The organism is Gimesia fumaroli (assembly GCF_007754425.1).
In the GTDB taxonomy this organism is placed as follows: Bacteria; Planctomycetota; Planctomycetia; order Planctomycetales; family Planctomycetaceae; genus Gimesia; species Gimesia fumaroli.
In genome coordinates this window covers 7365524-7385616 of record NZ_CP037452.1, presented here as the reverse complement: position 1 = coordinate 7385616, position 20093 = coordinate 7365524, and the positions used below count along the sequence as shown (strand labels likewise).

The following is a 20093-nucleotide window of genomic DNA, read 5'->3' as shown; positions in this document are numbered from 1 at the left end:
AAGCGCTTCTGGATAAAAACATGTGATGTTGGTTATTTTAAATCACTGCTCAAGTTCCAGATTGCATTAGCCTGTATCAGAAGGGATGCCGACTGACTGGCCATCGAAAATCTATGTTTTTTAAAAGGGGAGTCAATTTAATTTTAGTAGAATTCAGAGTTCAGGCGCTGTTCTGTAATGAATAGGATGATTGGAGTGATTACGCTTGAGGAGCTTTGAAGAAATTAAGTGAAATCCCTTATTTGAGGTGGATCGGGCTGCGTTTGTTGTTAAGGGGATCGGGGTCAGTGAAGGTTTGCGGCCTGTGCTGGTGGGGCGGGTTAGGCAGAGCTCGCTTGTCGTCGAACATACCTCTAATGCCGCAAGCCACCAGAGAAAACCCTGATGGCTTGCAATATGATCTGACTTCAGACACGTCTTTAATGCACACGTTGACCGGGTACGGCACCCTCATCGGGTGAGAGCAGAAAGACGTCCTTTCCACCCGGTCCTGAAGCGAGAACCATACCTTCGCTGGTGCCGAAGCGCATTTTGCGTGGCTTGAGGTTCGCACAGCAGATGACCAAGCGGCCGACCAGCTCTTCCGGGTTGTAGGCACTTTTAATACCGGCGAACACGTTGCGACGTTCATCGCCCCCCAGACTGAGCGTCAGTTGCAGCAGCTTGTTGGCTTCGGGAACGGAATTCGCTTCGACAATCCGGGCGACACGCAGGTCGACTTTGACAAAATCGTCGATCGTGCATTCGTCCGACATCGGCTCCTGTTCGAGGGCATCGCTGCTGTCGTTCCATTGGGAGGCTGCTGCTTCACTCTCGGCTGCTGCGACGTCTTCTTTTGCTTCATCGGTCATGGCTTGTACCTGTTTCTCTTCGATACGTTTAAATAAATGTTGGAATTTATTGACGGCTGTGCCAGTCAATGGGCTTTGCACCTGATCCCAGTTTGTAATGGGATCATTCAACAGATCGCCCGTCTGTTCGGACAACTTGGGAAGGACGGGAGTTAAGTAAATCACAATCTGCCGAAACAGATTCAGTGAGATCGTGCAGATATCCTGCAGGTCCTGCTGACGGCTTTCGTCTTTCCGCAGTTCCCACGGTTTCTGATCTTCGACATATTTATTGGCACGGTCGGCCAGCGCGAGAATTTCTCTCATGGCGCCATTATAATCACAGTTCTCGTAAGCGGCGGCAATGGTTTCACTGCGGCTGGCCGCGTATTCGAACAGGCCTCCGTCCTCGGGATACGAATCGGAAAGACCGGTCTTGGCCACAAACTTAGCAGAGCGGCTGGCCAGGTTGACCACTTTGCCGACCAGATCCGAATTCACTTTCTGAATGAACTCATCCAGATTCAGATCGAGGTCATCCAGTCTCGGTCCCAGTTTGGACGCGTAGTAGTATCGCAGGCAAGCGGGATCAAGGTGATTCAGGTACGTCGCTGCTTTGACGAAGGTCCCTTTGGTTTTGGCCATCTTTTCACCATCCACCGTCAGGAAGCCGTGAATGTGGACCTTCTCGGGCAGATTAAAGCCGGCCGTTTTGAGCATCGCAGGCCAGAATAGTGTGTGGAAGTAGGTGATGTCTTTGCCGATGAAGTGATGGACTTCGGTATCTGCATTCTTCCACCACTGATCGAAGTCTTCGCCGTTCTTTTCACACCATTCGAGTGTCGATGCGATATACCCGATCGGTGCGTCGAACCAGACATACCAGTAATTGCCGGGACTGTCGGGAATTTCAAAACCGAAGTAGGGGGCGGGACGCGAGATATCCCAGTCGCGGAGCGGGTCTCCCAGGAAGTGCCCCTTGAGGTAATTGGCGACTTCCGATTGCAGATGTTTGCCCGACTGCGTCCATTCATCCAGAAATTCATGCAGGTCTTCGATGCGCACAAACAGATGATCGGCGGTACGAATTTCCGGCGTGGAATTAGAGAGCGTGCTGACCGGATCAATCAGGTCGGCGGGTGTGTAAGTGCTGCCGCATTTGTCGCAGTTATCGCCGTATTGATCGGTGGCTTTACATTTCGGGCAGGTCCCTTTGACAAAGCGATCGGCGAGGAATGTGTTTTCCTGCACGTCGAATAATTGGGTCACTTCTTTTTCATGTACCAGACCCGCTTCGCGGAGTGCCGCCCAGATCTCGTGGCAGATTTTACGGTTCTGATCGCTGTTGGTGCTGCCGTAATTATCGAATTCGATATTAAAGCCAGTGAAGTCGGCAATATGTTTTTCACGCACATCCGCGATCAAAGCTTCTTCAGAGCGGCCTTCCTGTTTGGCACGGATCATAATCGCGGTGCCATGCGTATCGTCGGCACAGAAGAAACGGCAATTGTGTCCGCGCAGTTTCTGGAACCGCACCCAGATATCGGTCTGGATGTATTCCACGAGATGGCCAATATGAATATCACCGTTGGCATAAGGCAAAGCTGCGGTGACTAAAATGCGACGTTGGGTCATGATAATTCCGGCTCAACAAAAATTGACTTAGACGACTATACTAACGTTATTGAAAACAGACACTGGAAACGCAGAGGGGTTCAGAAGAAAGGCCTTTTTTGAGGCACGCGGCATACGATTTCGGTGTCTGTGAGAATCTCAAGCTTCTTCAGGGCGTTGATTGTACGTCGGTCGGTCTGATCCCGCAATCCAGCCGAAAATCGGGCAAAGATGAGGTTAAATCGTGCGAGGGTTGAGCATCAACGGGGCTTGTGAAGCGCAAAGGGCGTTCACCAGATCCAGCTGGCTGACAATGCCGACCTGTGTGCCATTCTGATAGACGGCTCCATAAGCGGACGAGGAGTTTCTCAACAGGTAGAGTGATTCAAGCATACTGAAATCAGTTTGCAGTTGCGGCATATTATAGACAGCCGGGATGATGGGGGAAGGAGAGGTAATCAGATCGACCAGTTTGATATAGGCCGTCCATTCACTCTGATTCTCCCGGTTGCGAATCGGGATAAAAGACAGCTGGTTCTGCTTCGCCAACTCGATGATTTCAGCGGCTTCCGTCGTGCGCGTGACGCCCGTGATTCTGTCTTTGGGAATCATGACTTTGAGGACGGACTGCGCAGCCGTGCTGAACATTCCGCGTACGAGTTGTTTTTGTGAATTGCTGAGCAGTCCTTCAAGGTGGCCTTCTTCCAGGACTTTGGCCAGTCTCTGGCGTCCCAGCACCAACTGCGCGGGTTTGGAACGATCGGGAGAGAAACGTTCCAGCAAGCGTGTGATCGAGACCAGGGGGACGCTGATGATCCAGAAAGCACGGTAAAACAGATCAAACCAGAAACAGTAACGTTTCAGTAGCATTGATGGCGCCCGATAATAGAGATTTTTGGGAACGAGTTCGCCGAAAATAAAAATGATCGGAGTGAATAAGATCGTCGTGATGATTTCCGCAGAACCACCCGACTGATGAAACAACTCGGCGACGCCAATCGAAATGGCAATCGTAGTCAGGTCATTCGCCAGGTTGTTTCCGATGAGTGTGGTGGCGACAAAATAGCTGGGATTCTGTGCAAACCAGCAAAGCCGTTTGGCAACCTGGTCACCATGATTCGCGTCGATATTCAATCGTAAAAAACTGACGCGGTAGAAGCCTGTTTCGGAACCACTGAAAAGGGCCGAGAGGCGCAGGCCAATAGCAAACAGAGCCACTGCACCAATAAGGGGGAGCCAGTTCAACGTTGAGTTCAACCTTTCTCGCAGAAACAAACAGGACGCTTTCCCGGCGGATACGTCATCAATCGGTGATGGATTCTCTTGAAACAGGCAGGAACTTGCAAGTGGTGTCTCGATTTCCAAGAGGAAAATCAGTCACTATTTTCAGGCACTCTTAATCTGAGGGCTACCATTTTCCTGATCTATGACCTATGTTTTAAGGGCAGTCTGGTTACCCAGATTTCTCATTTTGACAATTTCTGATCTGTGCATGCTGCCAGTGCTATTTTCAGACTGGTGCGTGATATGAATAACCAGTCTAAGTCGCTTCAAAATAAGAGTTTAACCGAGTTCTTTTCATATAAGTAAGATATTATGAAAGTACAACAGTTTTTAGATCATCACGGGATTACCGAAAATCCATTTGGGCAGGAAGACGCCCAGAGTGATCACGTTTTCAAGGAATTCTGCCTGAACGGGACACATCATCCGGTGTGGGATAAAATATTTTCCAATCCCGCCAATCCTTCAACGTCGGTTGTATTTGGCGAGAAGGGAGCCGGCAAAACGGCAATCCGGATGCAGATGAACGAACAATTACAAAAACATAACGCGAATCATCCCGAGAGTCGCGTGTTCGTCATTGAATACGATAATTTCAATCCCTTTCTCGACTGTTTTCGCGAGCGGTATTCGGGCCGCAAACGGCGTCCCGAGCGACTGCTTTCCTATTGGCGGCTCTGGGATCACATGGACGCTATTCTTTCGCTGGGAGTGACTCAACTGATCGGTCAGATCATCGAGCCAGATAATTCGGAAGAGAATAATTTTCGATCGGTTTCCAAATCACAAGTTGCGAACCTGTCTCATCTGGAAAGGCGAGATCTGTTATTACTGGCGGCGTTTTATGATCACAGTCTCGATATGCCGGCGGTCCTGCGCTGGAATCGACTGCGCAAGAAATTGAAGTTTGGCTACTGGAAAACCGAGTGGGAACGCGGTCTGGGATTCTTGGTGACCATGGTCACCGTCGGTTTAGTGTTTTATCTGGGAGACTGGAAAGATTTTCGTCAGTGGTGGATCTGGCTGATCATGTTTGCTGGTTGGGCGCCCTGGTTATGGCGGCAAACAACGCTGATGTGGAAAGCGTGGCGGGTCACCCGCGAAGTGCGCGTGTTTGATCATCTGCCGAATGCGCTCAGAAAAATTCTGATGCGGATCGAACGTCGCGAACTTGCAGGCCAGCCAATTCCCTGTCGGGATCGCAGTGATGACCGTTATGAGCTGCTGACGAAATTCCAGACGATCCTCAAGAAGCTGGGATTCACGAACATTGTGATTCTGGTAGACCGCGTGGATGAACCGCATCTGGTTAACGGCTCTGCCGAGCGCATGCGTGATCTGCTGTGGCCGATGTTCGATAACAAATTATTAAAGCATCCGGGCGTGGCGTTCAAACTGCTGCTGCCTTCCGATGTGGTCTATTATCTGCAGCGGGAAGAGAAGGAATTCTACGAACGTTCGCGGCTGGATAAGCAGAATCTGGTCACCTCGCTGGACTGGACGGGTGAGTCTCTGTACGACGTCGCCTGTGATCGCGTGCGTGCGTGTTCCAAAGATCATGGCTCCGGCCACTCGATCAAGGATCTGTTCGATGATGAGATTTCTGAACAGGAATTGATTTCACAGTTCGCTCAGTTACGAGTGCCACGGCATTTGTTTAAGTTTCTTTACCGTTTGATAGTCGATCATTGCAATCGCTATACGGTTGACAATCCGAGCTGGAAAATCAACCGGGAAACACTGCATAAGGTACTGAGCCTGTTTCAGCGGGATCTGGAAGCCTTTGATCGGGGAATGGGAACAGGTTGAAAATGGTCTGTGGTTGCGGTAGCTTAGAAGGGTAACAAACCCATACTTCATCCCACCGGAATCATCTTCATGCAAACGAATCTTAACCGGCGCGAAATGCTGGCTGCAACAGGCGGTGCCCTGGCGGCCGGCTTTACCGCATCTCCTTCGGCCAGCGCTGCTCCCTCCTCAACACGCACTGCTGCTGAGCCTTTTGGCTACTGTTTCAATACCAGCACGATTCGCGGCCAGAAACTGGGAATCGTCGAGCAAATCGATCTGACGTCAAAAGCCGGCTACGATTCAATCGAACCCTGGATGCGTGACATCGACGATTACGTCAAAGGCGGTGGTTCACTGGCTGATCTCAAAAAACGCCTTCAGGATGCCGGTCTCACCGTCGAGAGTGCCATCGGTTTCGCGCAATGGATTGTCGATGACGACGCGAAACGCAAAGAAGGACTGGAACAGGCCAGGCGTGATATGGATACGCTACGCCAGATCGGCGGCATTCGGATTGCGGCCCCTCCGACGGGAGCCACCAATCAGACCGATTTGAATCTGTTCGAAGCAGCCAAACGCTATCGGGCTTTGCTGGAGCTGGGCGATCAGATGGGAGTGACCCCGCAGGTTGAAGTCTGGGGCTTTTCCAAATCGCTTTCCCGACTGGGAGAATCGATGTTTGTTGCCATCGAAAGTGGTCACCCCCAGGCTTGTCTGCTGCCGGACGTGTATCACATTTATAAAGGGGGCTCTGATTTTGAAGGGCTCGGTTTGTTGAGCGGTTCTGCGATTCAGGTCTTCCATGTGAATGACTATCCCGCCGATCCGCCGCGCGAAACGATTAACGATTCGCATCGTGTTTATCCCGGCGATGGCGTGGCGCCGCTGTCGGAAATTTTCCGTATGATTCACCGGGCCGGTTTCCGAGGAGTGCTGTCGCTGGAATTATTCAACCGGGACTACTGGCAGCAGGATCCGCTGGTTGTGGCGCAAACCGGTTTGCGAAAAACCAGAGAAGCGGTGCTGAAAGCGAAACTCGATCAACCCGCTGAAGCTGACTGAACGTGAAACGCATTGCCCTCTTGTTTGAGTTCGGCTCGTTGAATGGGGGCGAGCATTCGATGCTCTCTGTGCTCGCGCGGCTGCACGGGCAATCGTTTGAATTTACTGCCTTCTGCCCGGCTGAGAGCCTGTTGGCAGCCCAGTTGTCAGAACAGAACATCGAATGCCACCCGGTCTCCTTTCTCGACAGAGCCGGGCAGCGTTTGTCGCGCGAAGACGTGGCAGCGCAGTTGCTTCCTACATTGCAGGTGGGCGGCTTTGATTTACTGCATGCAAACAGTCTATCGATGTCACGTTTGACCGGCGCACTGGCGCCGCGTTGGCCGGTTCCCTGCTCGGGGCACTTGCGGGATATCATGAAACTCAGCAAAACTACGATCCGGGATTTGAACCAGAACCAGCGTTTGGTTGCCGTTTCCGAGGCCACCCGTACATTTCATATCGCGCAGGGACTGGCGGCAGAGCGAGTGACCTTCTGCTATAACGGCGTGGATGTCGAAAGCTTTCAGCCACGACCGGCAACAGGCGCTTTGAAACAGGAACTGGGGCTTTCCAACGATGCCAGGCTCTGTTTAACCATCGGCCAACTCGGACTGCGCAAAGGACAGGATATCCTGGCGGAAGCAGCGGCGCTGCTGGCGGCAGAAGGAGATCAGAGCACACATTTTGTACTTGTCGGAGAGCGGCACTCGCAGAAGCAGGAAAGTATTGACTATGACCGGGCGATCACGAGTGCGTTTGAGCAACCGAGATTGAAGGGCCGCCTGCATCGGTTGGGCTACCGGGAAGACATCGCATGGCTGATGAATGAAGCCGATCTGCTGGTTCATCCTGCGAAACAGGAACCGTTGGGGCGGGTGCTGCTGGAAGCGATTGCCAGCGGTTTGCCAATCGTGGCCACGGATGTCGGCGGGACTGCAGAAATCGTGACACACGAAAAATCGGCTTTGCTGGTTCCCCCGGGAGATTCCGGCGCACTGGCAACAGCGATCGGACGTGCTTTGAAGGATTCCGGGTTCAGTCGTAACCTCGCGACTGCAGCACGAGCGCGGGCGCTGGAATGCTTCACGCAGGAACAGGCCAGCGAACGACTGTCTGTTTTCTGGAACGATGTTTTGCTATAAGCTTCCAGCGGGTGGCACCGTTGGCTTGCCCAACGGTGAATGGAAGGTCGTGGAACTTTTGACAAAACAAATCGGGGCTAACCGATTTTTGGAACGAAGTCTGCCAGTGAACTTAGCGGGTCAGGCGGTTCCACTGGGATGAAATTCTTCCCAACGTTTCCAGGCATAATCCCATTCCATCCAGAGCCGCAATACGGACCAGAGGATACGCATCTTACTTAACTGTTCCGGTGGAAGCTTTGCCTGAGACTCAACCGCATCCTGAGTCGCCGAGGCCAGATCCCAGTGTTTTGCCAGTTCACGACAAAGGTTGTCGGCAGTGAGATCAATTTCGGCGTCGGCGGAAACAAAGCCGGCCGCATCTGCCATGACAAACAACTCGAACAGTTGACCGCGATAAGGATCCAGTTCCAGCGGTTTTGTTTCCGCCTCTGCTTCGCTAACCAGTTTGGCAACGCGTTGGATAATATCGTTGGCTAGTTCACGTGAGGCAGATGATACGTTTTGACGGGGGTCGATCGACATGGCTGGGTTGTTGACTCTCTTAAACACTGGATCTCAGTTTGAATTCAAATACAAAAACAGACTTTGCACGTGTAGAGCAAAGTCTGTTTAGAGAATATCGAATTTCGATCGCCTGAGCAACCACCGTAGATGGTTTTGAACTGGCTTAAGGCAGCAGGAAGATCAAGCCGGTTGCTGTAAGTCCTTCGGTAACTGCCGCTTTTGTATTCCAGGGAATTCCGTTGATCCGTTTAGGCGTGTATTCGCCTGGACGGTAGTAGCCCAGAGGGTAAACCCGTTTTTTCACAGGATCGATGCTCATCTGATAAGGAAGTGCAAGTAACTGGCCAGTGAAGCGTCCGATTGAGACAAAAGGTTGTACCAGGTCTCGCCGCGAGTTTCCGTATCGCTCCAGGTTCGTGTCTTCAAAATAGAGCGGATTGTAATTGATATTGGAGGCTTCCCAGGTATAGATACTTTCGGTGAAGTTACGACCGACATAGGGTTCGCGACTCAACTGAAATTCTTTCGGGCATTCCATGACCATTCCGCCTTCTGCATCAGAAAGCTTACATGGTTTGCCATCTGGTCGGGGACACAGGTTTCGGCATGGTTCATTTTTGGCAATGTCCGGATCAGGTTCGTAATCAAAGAAGGGGCTGATTCCGGCAATTCGTTTCAACAGGTGCGGCGTTTCGTCTTCGAGATCTTCTCCCGCATATTTGCTATCGTCATATCCGGGAGAGGCGGCATCCTTTTCAAAGGTTTTTTGTGAATTGACGAAACGGGACCCGCTTGGATTTCCATTCGGGTATAAGGGAACAATCGGATTCGTGCTGCCGCTGGCGTTTGCCGGAGTGGTGGTATTGAATTCGAGATTGGTCGTGGAACTTGAGGTTCCCGCTGGTTTCTCTTCCAGACCGATTGTTTTGAACGGTTCTGCAATTGGTTCCAGAGTGGTTGCTGGTACATTTGTATTGGGAGCCGGAACCGGTTGTGAGTTTCCGGGATTTGTTGGCGCGGTCGGCGTGGAAAAATGATCCGGAATCTTACGGAACTCGGGGACGAGTTCGACTGCGTCGGAATTTTTATTCGACTTGCGTTGTTCCCGACGCTCTTTCCGTTCCTGTTTTTTCAGTTCACGTTTACTTTCGCGCGAGAGAGACTCCCAGCGTTGTTCCGGGGAACGGCTTTTCAGTTCTTCCCAGGTTTGTGCAGCCCCGGAAGACTGCGAAAGAAACGGGTCTGTTGAAGCAGGTTCACCCGCGACAGAGAAAGGGCTCGATCCCAGCGTGAGTGCGACGGCCAACAGCCATCGCAATCGACGACTATTCCATGGAATGTTCGGCTGTGTAATTTGGTGCTTCCTGAGTAACTGAAATATCATGCGGATGGTTCTCCCTAACCGTTGCTGCAGAAACCTGAATAAACCGGGCCTCTGTTCGCATTTCCGCGATAGATTGGACGCCTAAATAACCCATGCCTGCCCGTAGTCCACCTACGAGTTGATAGAGTAAATTCTGCAGTGGCCCTTTATAAGGCACGCGTCCTTCCACTCCTTCAGGTACCAGTTTTTTAGCAGTGTCCTTTCCATCTTGACTGATTGAACTTTGGCGGTAGCGTTCGCTACTACCTTTAACCATTGCTCCCATCGATCCCATACCACGGTAGCGCTTAAAGCTACGACCCTGATACAAAATCAACTCACCCGGACTTTCGTCCAGACCGGCGAGCAAACCCCCTAACATCACCGTATGAGCACCGGCTGCCAGTGCTTTGGCGATATCGCCACTGTAACGAATTCCCCCATCAGCAATGACCGGAATTCCAGTCCCTTTCAATGCTTTCGCTGCATTAGAAATGGCCGTTAATTGCGGTACACCGACACCTGAGATAATTCGCGTCGTACAGATTGATCCGGGACCAATTCCGACTTTGACGGCATCTGCACCTGCATCTGCCAGGTCACGGGCACCCTGTTCTGTCGCCACATTACCGGCAACCACATCGATGTCCCATCGGCTTTTAATTTCTCTCACGGTCTGTACAACATTGCCGGAATGGCCATGTGCACTATCAACAACCAGGAGATCAACGCCCTTCTCAATCAGTAAAGCGGCTCGTTCGTAATCATGTACACCCACCGCAGCTCCCACACGCAGCCGTCCTCGTGAATCTTTTGAGGCCAGCGGGAACTGCATCGTCTTGTCGATGTCTTTAATCGTAATGAGCCCCTTCAGTTGATAATTTTCGTCAACCAGCAGAAGTTTCTCGACCTTATTTTCCAATAATATCCGTTGCGCTTCTTCAAGTGTTGTATCTTCCGTAGCCGTTACAAGCTTGTCTTTCGTCATTACTTCCGAAATACAGGTGTCTGGGGAGTCTAGAAATCGTAAGTCTCTGCTCGTTAAAATTCCCGCAAGTTTCCCATTTTTCGTGACGGGAACCCCTCCAATATTTCTGCGTTGCATGATTTCGGCAGCTTCTGCCACTGTGGCTTCGGGGGGGAGCGTGACCGGATCGACAATCACGCCGTGTTCGCTACGTTTTACCAGGTCGACCTGCATTGACTGTTGTTCCGGCGTCATATTCTTGTGAATGACGCCGATGCCCCCTTCCTGGGCCATACCAATGGCCATGTCACTTTCGGTGACGGTGTCCATGGGGCTGCTGATGATGGGAACATTGAGAGGGATATTTTTCGTGAGTTGGGTGGCTACACTGACTTCGGAAGGCATCACTTCACTGTAAGCAGGTTGCAGCAAAACGTCATCGAAGGTAATCCCCTGACAGATAATTCGATCTTCCATTGTTCCTCTCCTTCGCGTCTCTTTAATGTATTTTCTATAATGGTTTGATTTTATAGGAAAATATTTTTTGTAAAACCAGTTTCTGACCCTTTGGTCGGGGCTCTGGTCAAATGATTAAATACTTGTTTGCTGTGCGATCTGTTCCTGAAAGGAATTGGCCAGTGCAATCATTTCGGGCACTGTCAGTTCTTCGGCCCGCATTTTTTCTTTATCGATGTTGTGTGTCAGTAAAATCTCATCGACGGCCGACTTGGAAAGCTGCTTGCTATACATACCCACCAGAGTGCTCCGCATCAATTTTCGCCGATGCTGAAAAATCCGTCTCAGAAAATCCTGAAAGAAGACACGATCTTTGATCTGTTTTTTGAGCGGCGGGTTCGGCGTCAGTTGTACGATGGCAGAATCGACTTTGGGTCGTGGCCAGAAAACAGTCGGCCCCAGTTTTTTCAGAAGTTTGACAAAGCATTGTGACTGCAACCAGACCGACAGCGCGCCGTAATTGGAAGTCGATGGTTTGCAAGACATCTTCAAACCGAGTTCATATTGAATTGTGACCACCATGCGATTCCAGGGGAGGTCAGAAGCAACGATATTGGAAATAATCGGTGTGGCGACGTTGTAAGGCAGATTGGCAACCAGTTTGAGTTGACTGCCGGGATTGGCTGCCAGTTGCTCTTCAATCGCATTGATTACCGTGGGCGACATGCGATTTTTATTTTTTAAGGCATCGCAATTGAGCAGTGTGATATTGTCATAGCGCTGAGTGGCTTCACTGGCCAGTGTGTGCATGTTGCGATCGTATTCGACCGTAACCACGTGCCGGGCTTTTTGTGCCATGAAGGTGGTCATTCCGCCGGTTCCCGTACCAACCTCCAGTACGATGTCCTGCGGTTGAATATGGCCGTGTTGAACGACGTACTCGATGATATTCAGATCGATCAGAAAGTTTTGGCCCAGATCAGAGCGCGGGTTAAAGCCATGCCGCTCGAAGAGCTGCATTAAATAAGATCGAGTCTGCCTTTCATCGTCTTTCATTGAAACCATCAAGTGTTAAGGGAATCAGTTTTTGGACGTACTTCCCGAGGATATCTGTTTCGATATTCACAACGCTGCCAACCTGCTTTTGCCCCAGTGTGGTGACTTCCAGCGTATGCGGTATGAGCGCGATACTGAAAGCGGTTTGCTGGCATTCCACAATCGTCAGACTGATTCCATCAATGGTGACCGATCCTTTAGGCACCATCTGCAGGGCAAGTTCCCGTGGGATTTCGAACCACATTGTGATCCATTCCCCATCCCGGTCGATGGATTTGATCGAACCAACACCATCGACGTGACCTTGAACAAAGTGCCCCCCCAGTCGCCCGTTGGCTGCCAGGGGCCGTTCGAGGTTGACCAGATCACCAACGGAGAGCAGTCCCAGATTGGTTTTTGCCAGGGTTTCTGCGCCAGCCTGAAACTTCAGGAAACGGCGATCAATTTCAATCACCGTCAGGCAGCAGCCATTGATGGCCACACTATCACCGATGTGGGCCTCATGGATTATGAGTTCCGGAATCTCAAGCGTTAAATCGATGGCAGAGCCGTTCGGTTCCAGAAGATGAACGGTACCCCGGCCCTCGACCAGTCCCGTAAACATCGGCGACAGCACCTTCAGGGTTCGATTATCAGGGGGTTAAACCGCTCAGTTTCTCAAATTTCTTTTGATTTGTATAGTCGCCCGGCGAGAACTTCTTCCCAAAAAGCCCGAATTGGAGACGAAAATGCGAAATAGCAGAATAAAACCGGAATCGCCAGTTCTCGGACCAGAAAGATCAGAGCCATCGAGAATACCAGTTGAATCACATGGCGGCGGCTGCGTTGGCCGGTGAACAACTGGTTAAAAACATGGGCATATCGAATTCGTGAAACCATCAGGGCAGCCACGGCCAGTGTGATCAGCGGGAGTGCCATTTCTACTGCCGGGATCAGCCATTGTGCAAGTGACTGGGTGAAGGAATCGGGTTCGGTGTCCGCCAGTTTATACAGGCCACGCATGGCGATCGGGAAGGATGCGACCGTGCCTGCTGCCGCCGGTGAGGGGAGGCCGCTGAAGCCTTCATGCGTGTCATCCTCGTCCGATTCCACGTTGAATCGGGCCAGTCGGAGTATGGTGCAGACGGCGAATAGCAGAGCGATGACCCAGAGGAGCCGGGGATGGTAAACTTCGGTTCGAAATTGAATCATCTGCAGCATCAGGAATGCGGGAGCAATGCCGAAGCTGATTGCATCGCACAGACTATCGAGTTGTGCGCCGAATTCACTGGTTTGATTGGTCCAGCGGGCAGCGCTACCGTCGAGTGCGTCAAACAGCATGGCTACGAAAATCAAGACTGCGGCAATAAACAGGTGCTGGTTTTCGAACGAATTGAAGAGGCCGGGTGAGGTTCCCAGCATCCGGGTTAACCCGCCGCTGGCAGTCTGGCCGAGGTATTCAGGACCGACTTTTGCGGCATAGGTGATCGCGCCGAATCCGCAGGCGGCATTACCTAACGTTAATAACGTCGGGAGCACGGCGATCAGTTTACGCTTCTTTTTCATCAGTTTCCTCAGCAGTTAATCAGTCAGCTTTATCTGACGATGCATATTTCGCCAGGATGCTTGAACCGGCTTTCAGTTTATCGCCTGGTTTTGCCAGAATTTCCAGCCCTTCTTCTTTTGGAAACACGATCACAGTTCGCGAACCCAGTTTGATCATACCAAACTGATCCCCTTTGGATAATTCATCTCCCGGTTTCAACCGACAGACGATCCGACGGGCAATCGCACCTGTGATCTGTTGCACCAGTATGGGTCTTAATGTGGGTTCGGGAGTTTGCAGGTAGATTTCCAATCGCTCATTTTCCCGTGTCGACTCGGGACGAAGTGCGTTCAGGCATTTACCGGGGCGATAAGTGAGTTTGATAATTTTGCCTGCAGCAGGCATGCGGTTGATGTGTACGTTAAAGATGGAAAGAAAGATCCCAATTTCAATGGCAGGGCCGCCGATATATTCGTGGTGTTCGATTTCGTCGATCGTATCGAATGTCCCGTCGGCGGGGGAGACGATCACGCCTGCACCTTCAGGAATCATACGCCTGGGATTGCGAAAGAACCAGACGATTTCCAGTCCGAATAAAAAGAGCGTGAAGACCAGCAGCCAGCCAATGATCGCTGCGACTCCGGAGATCTTGGTTGCCAGAATCAGTCCTGCTAATAGAGCCATGCCCCCGAAGAACAGAGTCGAGAGCACAATCAGTTCTGCCAACCCTTCCCGAGCAAATGGCAGACGGTTGCGATAGGCAAACGGATCATCTTGTTCGTCCCAGTAGTAGCCTCCCTGATTTTCGTAATACTTTAAATCACGCGGATCGAGGACCTCGTGCGGGCACGGGTTAAAATCGCCTTTGCGCGTGCTCTCCATTTTCTGGACATAACCACGTCGAAACGTTTTTAACCAGAACCGCCGCCAACGCCCCCAGAACATTTCCAGGTTGATAATCATGCCGCCTCCTGGCTGAATGGTTGTCAGCTGGGGGTCCATCGGCTCGACAGCAAGAGGGGCGTACGATTTTCCTGTCGTTTGCTGGCTGGTTTGTGGTGAAGTTGAACTCATCGGGAGATTATTTCAATTGGTTATAATTTGGAAAGGAGTATTCTGATTGTGATGCACAGCGCCTTTATGCACTGATCTGGAACGTTCCAGTTTAGCATGCTGAGGTCAGTCTGACGAGATTGGGCATCGATCCAGGCTCGTATTAATCGGTTTTCCAGCGGGCCATTTCCTCGAATCGAAACAACCTGTTCAAGGTCTCTGTTTTGTGTGGTCCTCAGAAAATGACGGCAGGATGTGGGTTTCCGCGCGTTCCGCTTTTGAGCTGCATCTATAATCCTGGTCAGACTTTGGGAGTTTTGCGGGCGGACGGATTTTTCAGGTCTGTGAAAGATTCATACAATCTAAACTCAGTCATTTGAGCTTACTCCTGGTTTCTGCTAAAAAGATGCTTCTTAAACAGAGAAAATATCAGAAATTGTTGATCTATTGCAGGTGCGACAGATCGAGTTCATTTATCTTTGAGGAATTACAAACGATGAGTATTGCCATTAGTTCCGTTCATGCCCGTGAAATTCTTGACAGTCGCGGGAATCCCACCGTTGAAGTGGATATCGAGCTGGAAGATGGAACTGTCGGTCGCGCTGCTGTGCCCAGTGGTGCCAGCACAGGTATGCACGAAGCCTGTGAACTGCGTGACGCCGATAAAAAAGACCGTTTTCTGGGCAAAGGCGTTCAGCAGGCGGTTCAAAATGTAAACACGGAAATCGCCGACGTCCTGGTTGACCTTGATGTTTGCGATCAACTGTTGATCGACCGGGTCATGCTGGATCTGGATGGAACAGAAAATAAATCACGTATTGGCGCGAATGCGATTCTGGCTTGCTCCCTGGCAGCTGCTCACGCAGCAGCACACGCTTCTGATCTGCCACTGTTCCGTTACCTGGGTGGCGTTGGTGCGAATCGACTGCCCGCTCCGATGATGAACATCATCAACGGTGGTGAGCACGCCAGCAACGGAATCGACCTGCAGGAATTCATGGTCATGCCTCTGGGCTTTGATAACTTCAGTGATTCCCTGCGTTGTGGAACGGAAATTTTCCACTCATTGAAGAAAGTGCTTTCGTCCAAAGGTCTGAGTACAGCCGTTGGTGATGAAGGTGGATTTGCTCCGGATCTCCCGAACAGTGAAGACGCGATCGACGTCATTTTGACCGCCATTGAACAGGCAGGCTACAAAGCCGGCGATCAGGTAAAGATTGCTTTGGATGCTGCTTCCACCGAATTCTTTAACTCGGAAACCGGTATCTACACTGTTGAAGGTCGTGAATTCGATTCCGCAGGTATGGTTGACTTCCTCGCATCGTGGGTTGATAAGTATCCGATCTGTTCCATCGAAGATGGTCTGGCAGAAGATGACTGGGATGGCTGGAAACTGTTAACAGACCGTCTGGGAGACAAAGTCCAGTTGGTGGGTGATGACCTGTTCGTGACCAACCCCAAACGCTTGCAGCGCGGCATCGATGAGGGAATCGCCAACAGTATTCTGGTCAAAGTCAATCAGATTGGAACACTGTCAGAAACCATCGAAGCAGTTCAGTTGGCAGGCCGCAACGGTTATACTGCTGTGATGAGCCATCGTTCTGGTGAGACCGAAGACACCACAATCGCCGACCTTGCCGTCGCATTGTGTACCGGTCAAATCAAAACGGGATCTGCCAGCCGAACCGATCGGATCTGTAAGTACAACCAGTTGCTCCGAATCGAAGAGATTCTGGGAAATGAAGCCACATTTGGCGGTACGATCTCCTGATCAGGCGAATTTGAATTCTAAAATCAGCTCCCCTTTGAGAGATCGAAGGGGAGTTTTTTCATGCGCCGTTTTCTAATCAGTACATTGGTGATAAAGCGGGTAATCGCTACTGTTTGCCAGGAGATGAAGAGTCCTGTATTGGAATGACGATTTTGATTGAAGGGGAAGCGTGTTGAAGTTTCCCATCGGTACTTGAATCAATTCAGATCGGGTTTGAATATTGTGTCTGTCACACGGAATCAGAATGATGAATCCAGTCTCGGCTGGATGATCTCCGTTACATTCTGGATCTTTCTTTTTATTGCAGCGAGCCTGTTTGCTGCGGTCGTATTGTCCCCGCGATATCTGTCTTATTTGAATTTAAAAAACGAGTATCTTGCCAATCAGGTCCAGCTGGTTTCGCTGGAAAATCAGGTTGAGTATCTGCGGGAAATCGCCCATTCTTTAGAGCACGATCCGGAATTCCGCTCGGAAGTCGCGCGTGTTGATTTTGATGCAGTGCGCCCGGGGGAAGAGAGAATTGCCGTCGATCCCGATTTAGCGCTGGACGTTCCACAGTGGGATCCCGGAAAGAAAATCCCTGTTTCCAATCGGTCCTGGTATGTGCCGATGCTGGGGGTCCTGAGTGAAAATCAGAAAGTCCGCTCGTCCATTTTACTGACCGCTGCTGTGATCGTCGTCCTGTCGTTTACCTTCCTGCATGAGTCGCAGTCCCAACAGTTAGAAACCGTCACCAGGTCAACCCGTGATATTTTGGGACTATTGCTTTCGCGGTATCGCGTGCCGGACGATGATTCTGTGGATTATGAGGAAGAAGAGGGCTGATTGTGCCGGTTGGGGTGGTTGAGGCTGGTCTTGTCGATTGCTCTGCGTGTGGCTGTTGGTGTGGTCTTAGCTATTTTTCTCAAGGGTAATGTTGTTCGGGTTGTATCTGGAATAGCTGCATCTTGAGTCAAATCTCACTCAAAGCAGGTCATAGAAATAAATTCATTTTGGCTGATGTATGACCAGAGACGATTTCTGTAGTAGTCGCATATAAGAAGATTCATCAGTGAAGGGCATCACAGCATGAAAAGAGAGGCAAGCGCTGCAACCTCTTTAGCAGCAGAATTCAGAATGAGACGCTGGGCTCGGATTAATTATGTTTCAGCAGACCTGCGAAAAGAAACATGGAATCCGATTGTGTTAGATGAAATGAGAATGAAGGACCAGGAAATGCGTGAAGCAAAAGACAACAGCATGAATACTCGTGTTTCGTCGATGTATGTGCCACTGGCTCCCGGCGTCACATGTCGCATTGATGAGGCACACGAAGAAGCCTCAACGCCGCACATCTTGAAAATGCAGGATCCTACGACTCGTTATCTTCGTCAGCTGGCGACGGAATTGACCGACGACTAAACGAGCATCCGCGGTTTATTTTCTGGGACCAACATAGTCTGTGACGAAGGCATCCAGCAATAAAACGTCCAGCCGGTCCATTTGTTCCGACTTTTCATCACCGGTTTGAGGCGGTGGTTCATAATCGGCGGCGGCTGTGATTCGGATCCGTTTTGGAGCAATTCCTTTTTGGATCAGATAATTCATTACGTGGCGGCCCCGGTCGTAAGTCAGAACCAGTTTGTCCTTAATCGGGCAGTTGGCAGGTAGCGGTTCAATCGAAGTATGCGACCGTAATTCGATTTTGTTCGGCTTTCCTGCCAGCTCAGGAATGATTTCATCGAGCTTTTTAATCCGCTCTTCATTCAGCGAAATCTCGGTCTGGGTGTAGTGTAAGGCTTCACCCACTTGTACGGGAGTTCCCTCCCGCGTGCGGTAAACCCGGACGTCATCTCCTTCCAGGGAACGCGTTTTAATCCCGCCTCGTCCTCGATCCGGGCTGTCTGTGAACGCTCCCAGCATACTCATTTGTTCTACGAGCGAATTCATGGGGAAATACTTACCGGGTGGCGAAACCGGACCGGTACGGTATCCCGTATAACTTTGAATGGATTCCAGAATGGCCCGGTATTTTTCATCATTGACGATTTCACTCAAGGAAACCAGCATGATAAAGAACGTGAGCAGGAGAGACATCATGTCGCCATAAGTCACAACCCATTCCGGGACTCCTGGTGGGCCATCATCTTCCATGATAATGCACTCCTGGAGCGTCGTTTCAGAGCATAGTTCATGATCGGCAGGTTCTGCCGATACGTCAGGAATTCCTGTTCCTGATATAAACAGAATCGTCACCAGAGCCGGTGGAACTTACCGGATTTTTACGAATCCAAGTGACTTCCAGAGCTTTTTCTCAGGGATCTTCAGGAATTCTGGCACCAGGGTAAACAGATCAACGAGCACAAAAAACACTTGAGTTCATTGACGAAATCAGTAAATATCTACAACATTAGGATTTAAGCATAATAAAATCGACAGGTCATTGGCAGTTGAACGATCTGTGATTCCTGGCCCGGGAAAAGGAAGTTATTTAAGAATGTCGAGCCCACTCATTGTTCAGCAGTCTGAATTTATCGCCTTATGTGATCAAATCTTAGACGCGGGCATCGTTGCATTCGATACGGAGTTTGTTTCGGAATTTACCTATCGTCCGGAACTTTCGCTGTTACAGTTCGCTTGGAATGGGCAGTCTGTCGCAGTTGATCCCTATGAGGTGGACGATCTTTCTCCCTGGTGGGAGATCATGACCAACGATTCCACAACAGTCGTCGTGCATGGCGGACGAGAAGAGATCCGCTTTTGTCGGCATTTTTCCGGCAAGAAACCTCAGAAGCTCGTTGATCTGCAGGTGGCAGAGGGGCTGCGGTCGCGCAGTTTTCCCATCTCTTATACGGCACTGGTGGCGCGCGTGCTGAGTGAAAAGGCCGGCAGTAAAGAGACACGCACAGACTGGCGACGTCGACCGCTGACTCAGCAGCAAATCAAGTATGCACTCGATGATGTGAAATATGTTTTGAAGATCTGGAAGATACAGGAAAAAGAACTGACCGATCTGGGACGGATTGAGTGGGCCGAAGCAGAGTTCCAGCGGATGATTGATGAAGTTGATTCCGAATTTCATCGTGAAAACTGGCGACGCCTTTCCGGATTGCATAAACTGAAGCCACGCGAACTGGCGATTGTGCGGGAATTATTTGCCTGGCGCGACGAAGTGGCTCAGGAGAAAAATCAACCAGCGCGGCGCGTATTGCGTGACGACCTGTTGATCGAACTGGCACGACGGAAACCAAAGACCACACAAGATCTGACGGCAACCCGCGATCTCAATCGCAAAAACATGTTCAAGATGGCCCCCGAACTGATCCAGCGGATCGCCAAGGCCCAACAGATTCCCAACGATCAACTTCCGCAGCAGATGGAAAACTCCAGTAATCAGCAGAATCAGGATGAACAGGTTATTGGAAAGTTGCTGGGCATCGCGCTGGCCAATCGTTGTGCTGAAATGAATGTGTCCCAAACCCTGGTCGGAACTTCAGCCGACTTAAGACACCTTGTTCGATATCATGTTTATAAAGAACAGAGCGAAGATAAGCCGCGGCTGATGTCGGGCTGGCGAGCCGAAGTGTGTGGCGATCTTTTAACCGATGTTCTGGACGGCAAGATTTCAATGCGCGTCGCAGATCTGGAGTCTGATCATCCTCTCCATTTTGAACGGTTAGATTAAAACAGCAGAGTACGGCATCCTCTTTC

Annotated in this window: 17 protein-coding genes; 7 read left to right on the top strand and 10 right to left on the bottom strand. The window is 50.7% G+C overall.

The annotated features are described in order from the left end of the window. Positions 1-419 precede the first annotated feature (419 nt). Positions 420-2465, bottom strand: a complete 2046-nt coding sequence (gene metG, locus Enr17x_RS27995; RefSeq protein ID WP_145313508.1) for a methionine--tRNA ligase — start codon at positions 2463-2465, stop codon at positions 420-422. 216 nt (positions 2466-2681) lie between these two features. After that, positions 2682-3689 (bottom strand): CNNM domain-containing protein, encoded by a 1008-nt coding sequence (locus Enr17x_RS27990; RefSeq protein ID WP_198000839.1) that lies wholly within the window; start codon positions 3687-3689, stop codon positions 2682-2684. A 351-nt stretch (positions 3690-4040) separates the two neighbouring features. On the opposite strand from Enr17x_RS27990, the gene Enr17x_RS27985 reads away from it, so the two are divergent. The 3 genes from Enr17x_RS27985 (at position 4041) to Enr17x_RS27975 (ending at position 7705) form a co-directional block, all read left to right on the top strand. Next, on the top strand, positions 4041-5537 hold the full coding sequence (locus tag Enr17x_RS27985; RefSeq protein WP_145313504.1) for a hypothetical protein: 1497 nt from the start codon (positions 4041-4043) through the stop codon (positions 5535-5537). A gap of 69 nt (positions 5538-5606) precedes the next feature. Next, positions 5607-6581, top strand: coding sequence for a sugar phosphate isomerase/epimerase family protein (locus Enr17x_RS27980; RefSeq protein ID WP_145313502.1), 975 nt, complete (start codon positions 5607-5609; stop codon positions 6579-6581). Positions 6582-6583: 2 nt separating this feature from the next. Further along, a complete protein-coding gene (locus Enr17x_RS27975) occupies positions 6584-7705 on the top strand; it encodes a glycosyltransferase family 4 protein (protein WP_145313500.1) in 1122 nt (373 codons plus the stop codon). 120 nt (positions 7706-7825) lie between these two features. On the opposite strand, the gene Enr17x_RS27970 is transcribed toward Enr17x_RS27975, so the two are convergent. The 7 genes from Enr17x_RS27970 to Enr17x_RS27940 all read right to left on the bottom strand — a co-directional run bounded on the left by Enr17x_RS27970 (position 7826) and on the right by Enr17x_RS27940 (position 14653). Beyond that, positions 7826-8230 (bottom strand): hypothetical protein, encoded by a 405-nt coding sequence (locus tag Enr17x_RS27970; protein WP_145313498.1) that lies wholly within the window; start codon positions 8228-8230, stop codon positions 7826-7828. A 145-nt stretch (positions 8231-8375) separates the two neighbouring features. Beyond that, a complete protein-coding gene (locus tag Enr17x_RS27965; RefSeq protein WP_145313496.1) occupies positions 8376-9530 on the bottom strand; it encodes a hypothetical protein in 1155 nt (384 codons plus the stop codon). Positions 9531-9537: 7 nt separating this feature from the next. Beyond that, entirely contained in the window at positions 9538-11019 is a 1482-nt protein-coding gene (guaB, locus tag Enr17x_RS27960) for an IMP dehydrogenase (protein WP_145313494.1), read from the bottom strand. 114 nt (positions 11020-11133) lie between these two features. Further along, positions 11134-12054 carry a 16S rRNA (adenine(1518)-N(6)/adenine(1519)-N(6))-dimethyltransferase RsmA gene (gene rsmA / locus Enr17x_RS27955; protein ID WP_145313492.1) on the bottom strand — a complete coding sequence of 307 codons (921 nt, stop codon included), beginning with the start codon at positions 12052-12054 and terminating at the stop codon, positions 11134-11136. Further along, positions 12041-12658 (bottom strand): riboflavin synthase, encoded by a 618-nt coding sequence (locus tag Enr17x_RS27950; RefSeq protein WP_145313491.1) that lies wholly within the window; start codon positions 12656-12658, stop codon positions 12041-12043. Before Enr17x_RS27950 ends, rsmA begins: the two co-directional genes overlap by 14 nt. Before the next feature lie 53 nt (positions 12659-12711). Further along, the gene (gene pssA / locus Enr17x_RS27945) at positions 12712-13599 is read right to left on the bottom strand and encodes a CDP-diacylglycerol--serine O-phosphatidyltransferase (protein WP_232100885.1); all 888 of its coding nucleotides are present in this window, start codon (positions 13597-13599) and stop codon (positions 12712-12714) included. 19 nt (positions 13600-13618) lie between these two features. Further along, complete coding sequence (locus Enr17x_RS27940; RefSeq protein WP_232100884.1) at positions 13619-14653, bottom strand: phosphatidylserine decarboxylase; 1035 nt, start codon at positions 14651-14653, stop codon at positions 13619-13621. A gap of 475 nt (positions 14654-15128) precedes the next feature. Between Enr17x_RS27940 and eno the strand changes: the two genes are divergently transcribed. The 3 genes from eno to Enr17x_RS27925 all read left to right on the top strand — a co-directional run bounded on the left by eno (position 15129) and on the right by Enr17x_RS27925 (position 17804). Continuing rightward, positions 15129-16403 carry a phosphopyruvate hydratase gene (gene eno, locus Enr17x_RS27935; protein WP_145313487.1) on the top strand — a complete coding sequence of 425 codons (1275 nt, stop codon included), beginning with the start codon at positions 15129-15131 and terminating at the stop codon, positions 16401-16403. Between the two features lie 222 nt (positions 16404-16625). Beyond that, positions 16626-17228, top strand: a complete 603-nt coding sequence (locus Enr17x_RS27930) for a hypothetical protein (RefSeq protein WP_145313485.1) — start codon at positions 16626-16628, stop codon at positions 17226-17228. Between the two features lie 291 nt (positions 17229-17519). Next, a complete protein-coding gene (locus Enr17x_RS27925) occupies positions 17520-17804 on the top strand; it encodes a hypothetical protein (RefSeq protein WP_198000838.1) in 285 nt (94 codons plus the stop codon). A gap of 15 nt (positions 17805-17819) precedes the next feature. On the opposite strand, the gene Enr17x_RS27920 is transcribed toward Enr17x_RS27925, so the two are convergent. Further along, positions 17820-18536 carry an OmpA/MotB family protein gene (locus Enr17x_RS27920; RefSeq protein ID WP_145313482.1) on the bottom strand — a complete coding sequence of 239 codons (717 nt, stop codon included), beginning with the start codon at positions 18534-18536 and terminating at the stop codon, positions 17820-17822. 343 nt (positions 18537-18879) lie between these two features. On the opposite strand from Enr17x_RS27920, the gene Enr17x_RS27915 reads away from it, so the two are divergent. After that, positions 18880-20067, top strand: a complete 1188-nt coding sequence (locus tag Enr17x_RS27915) for a ribonuclease D (RefSeq protein ID WP_145313480.1) — start codon at positions 18880-18882, stop codon at positions 20065-20067. Positions 20068-20093 lie beyond the last annotated feature (26 nt).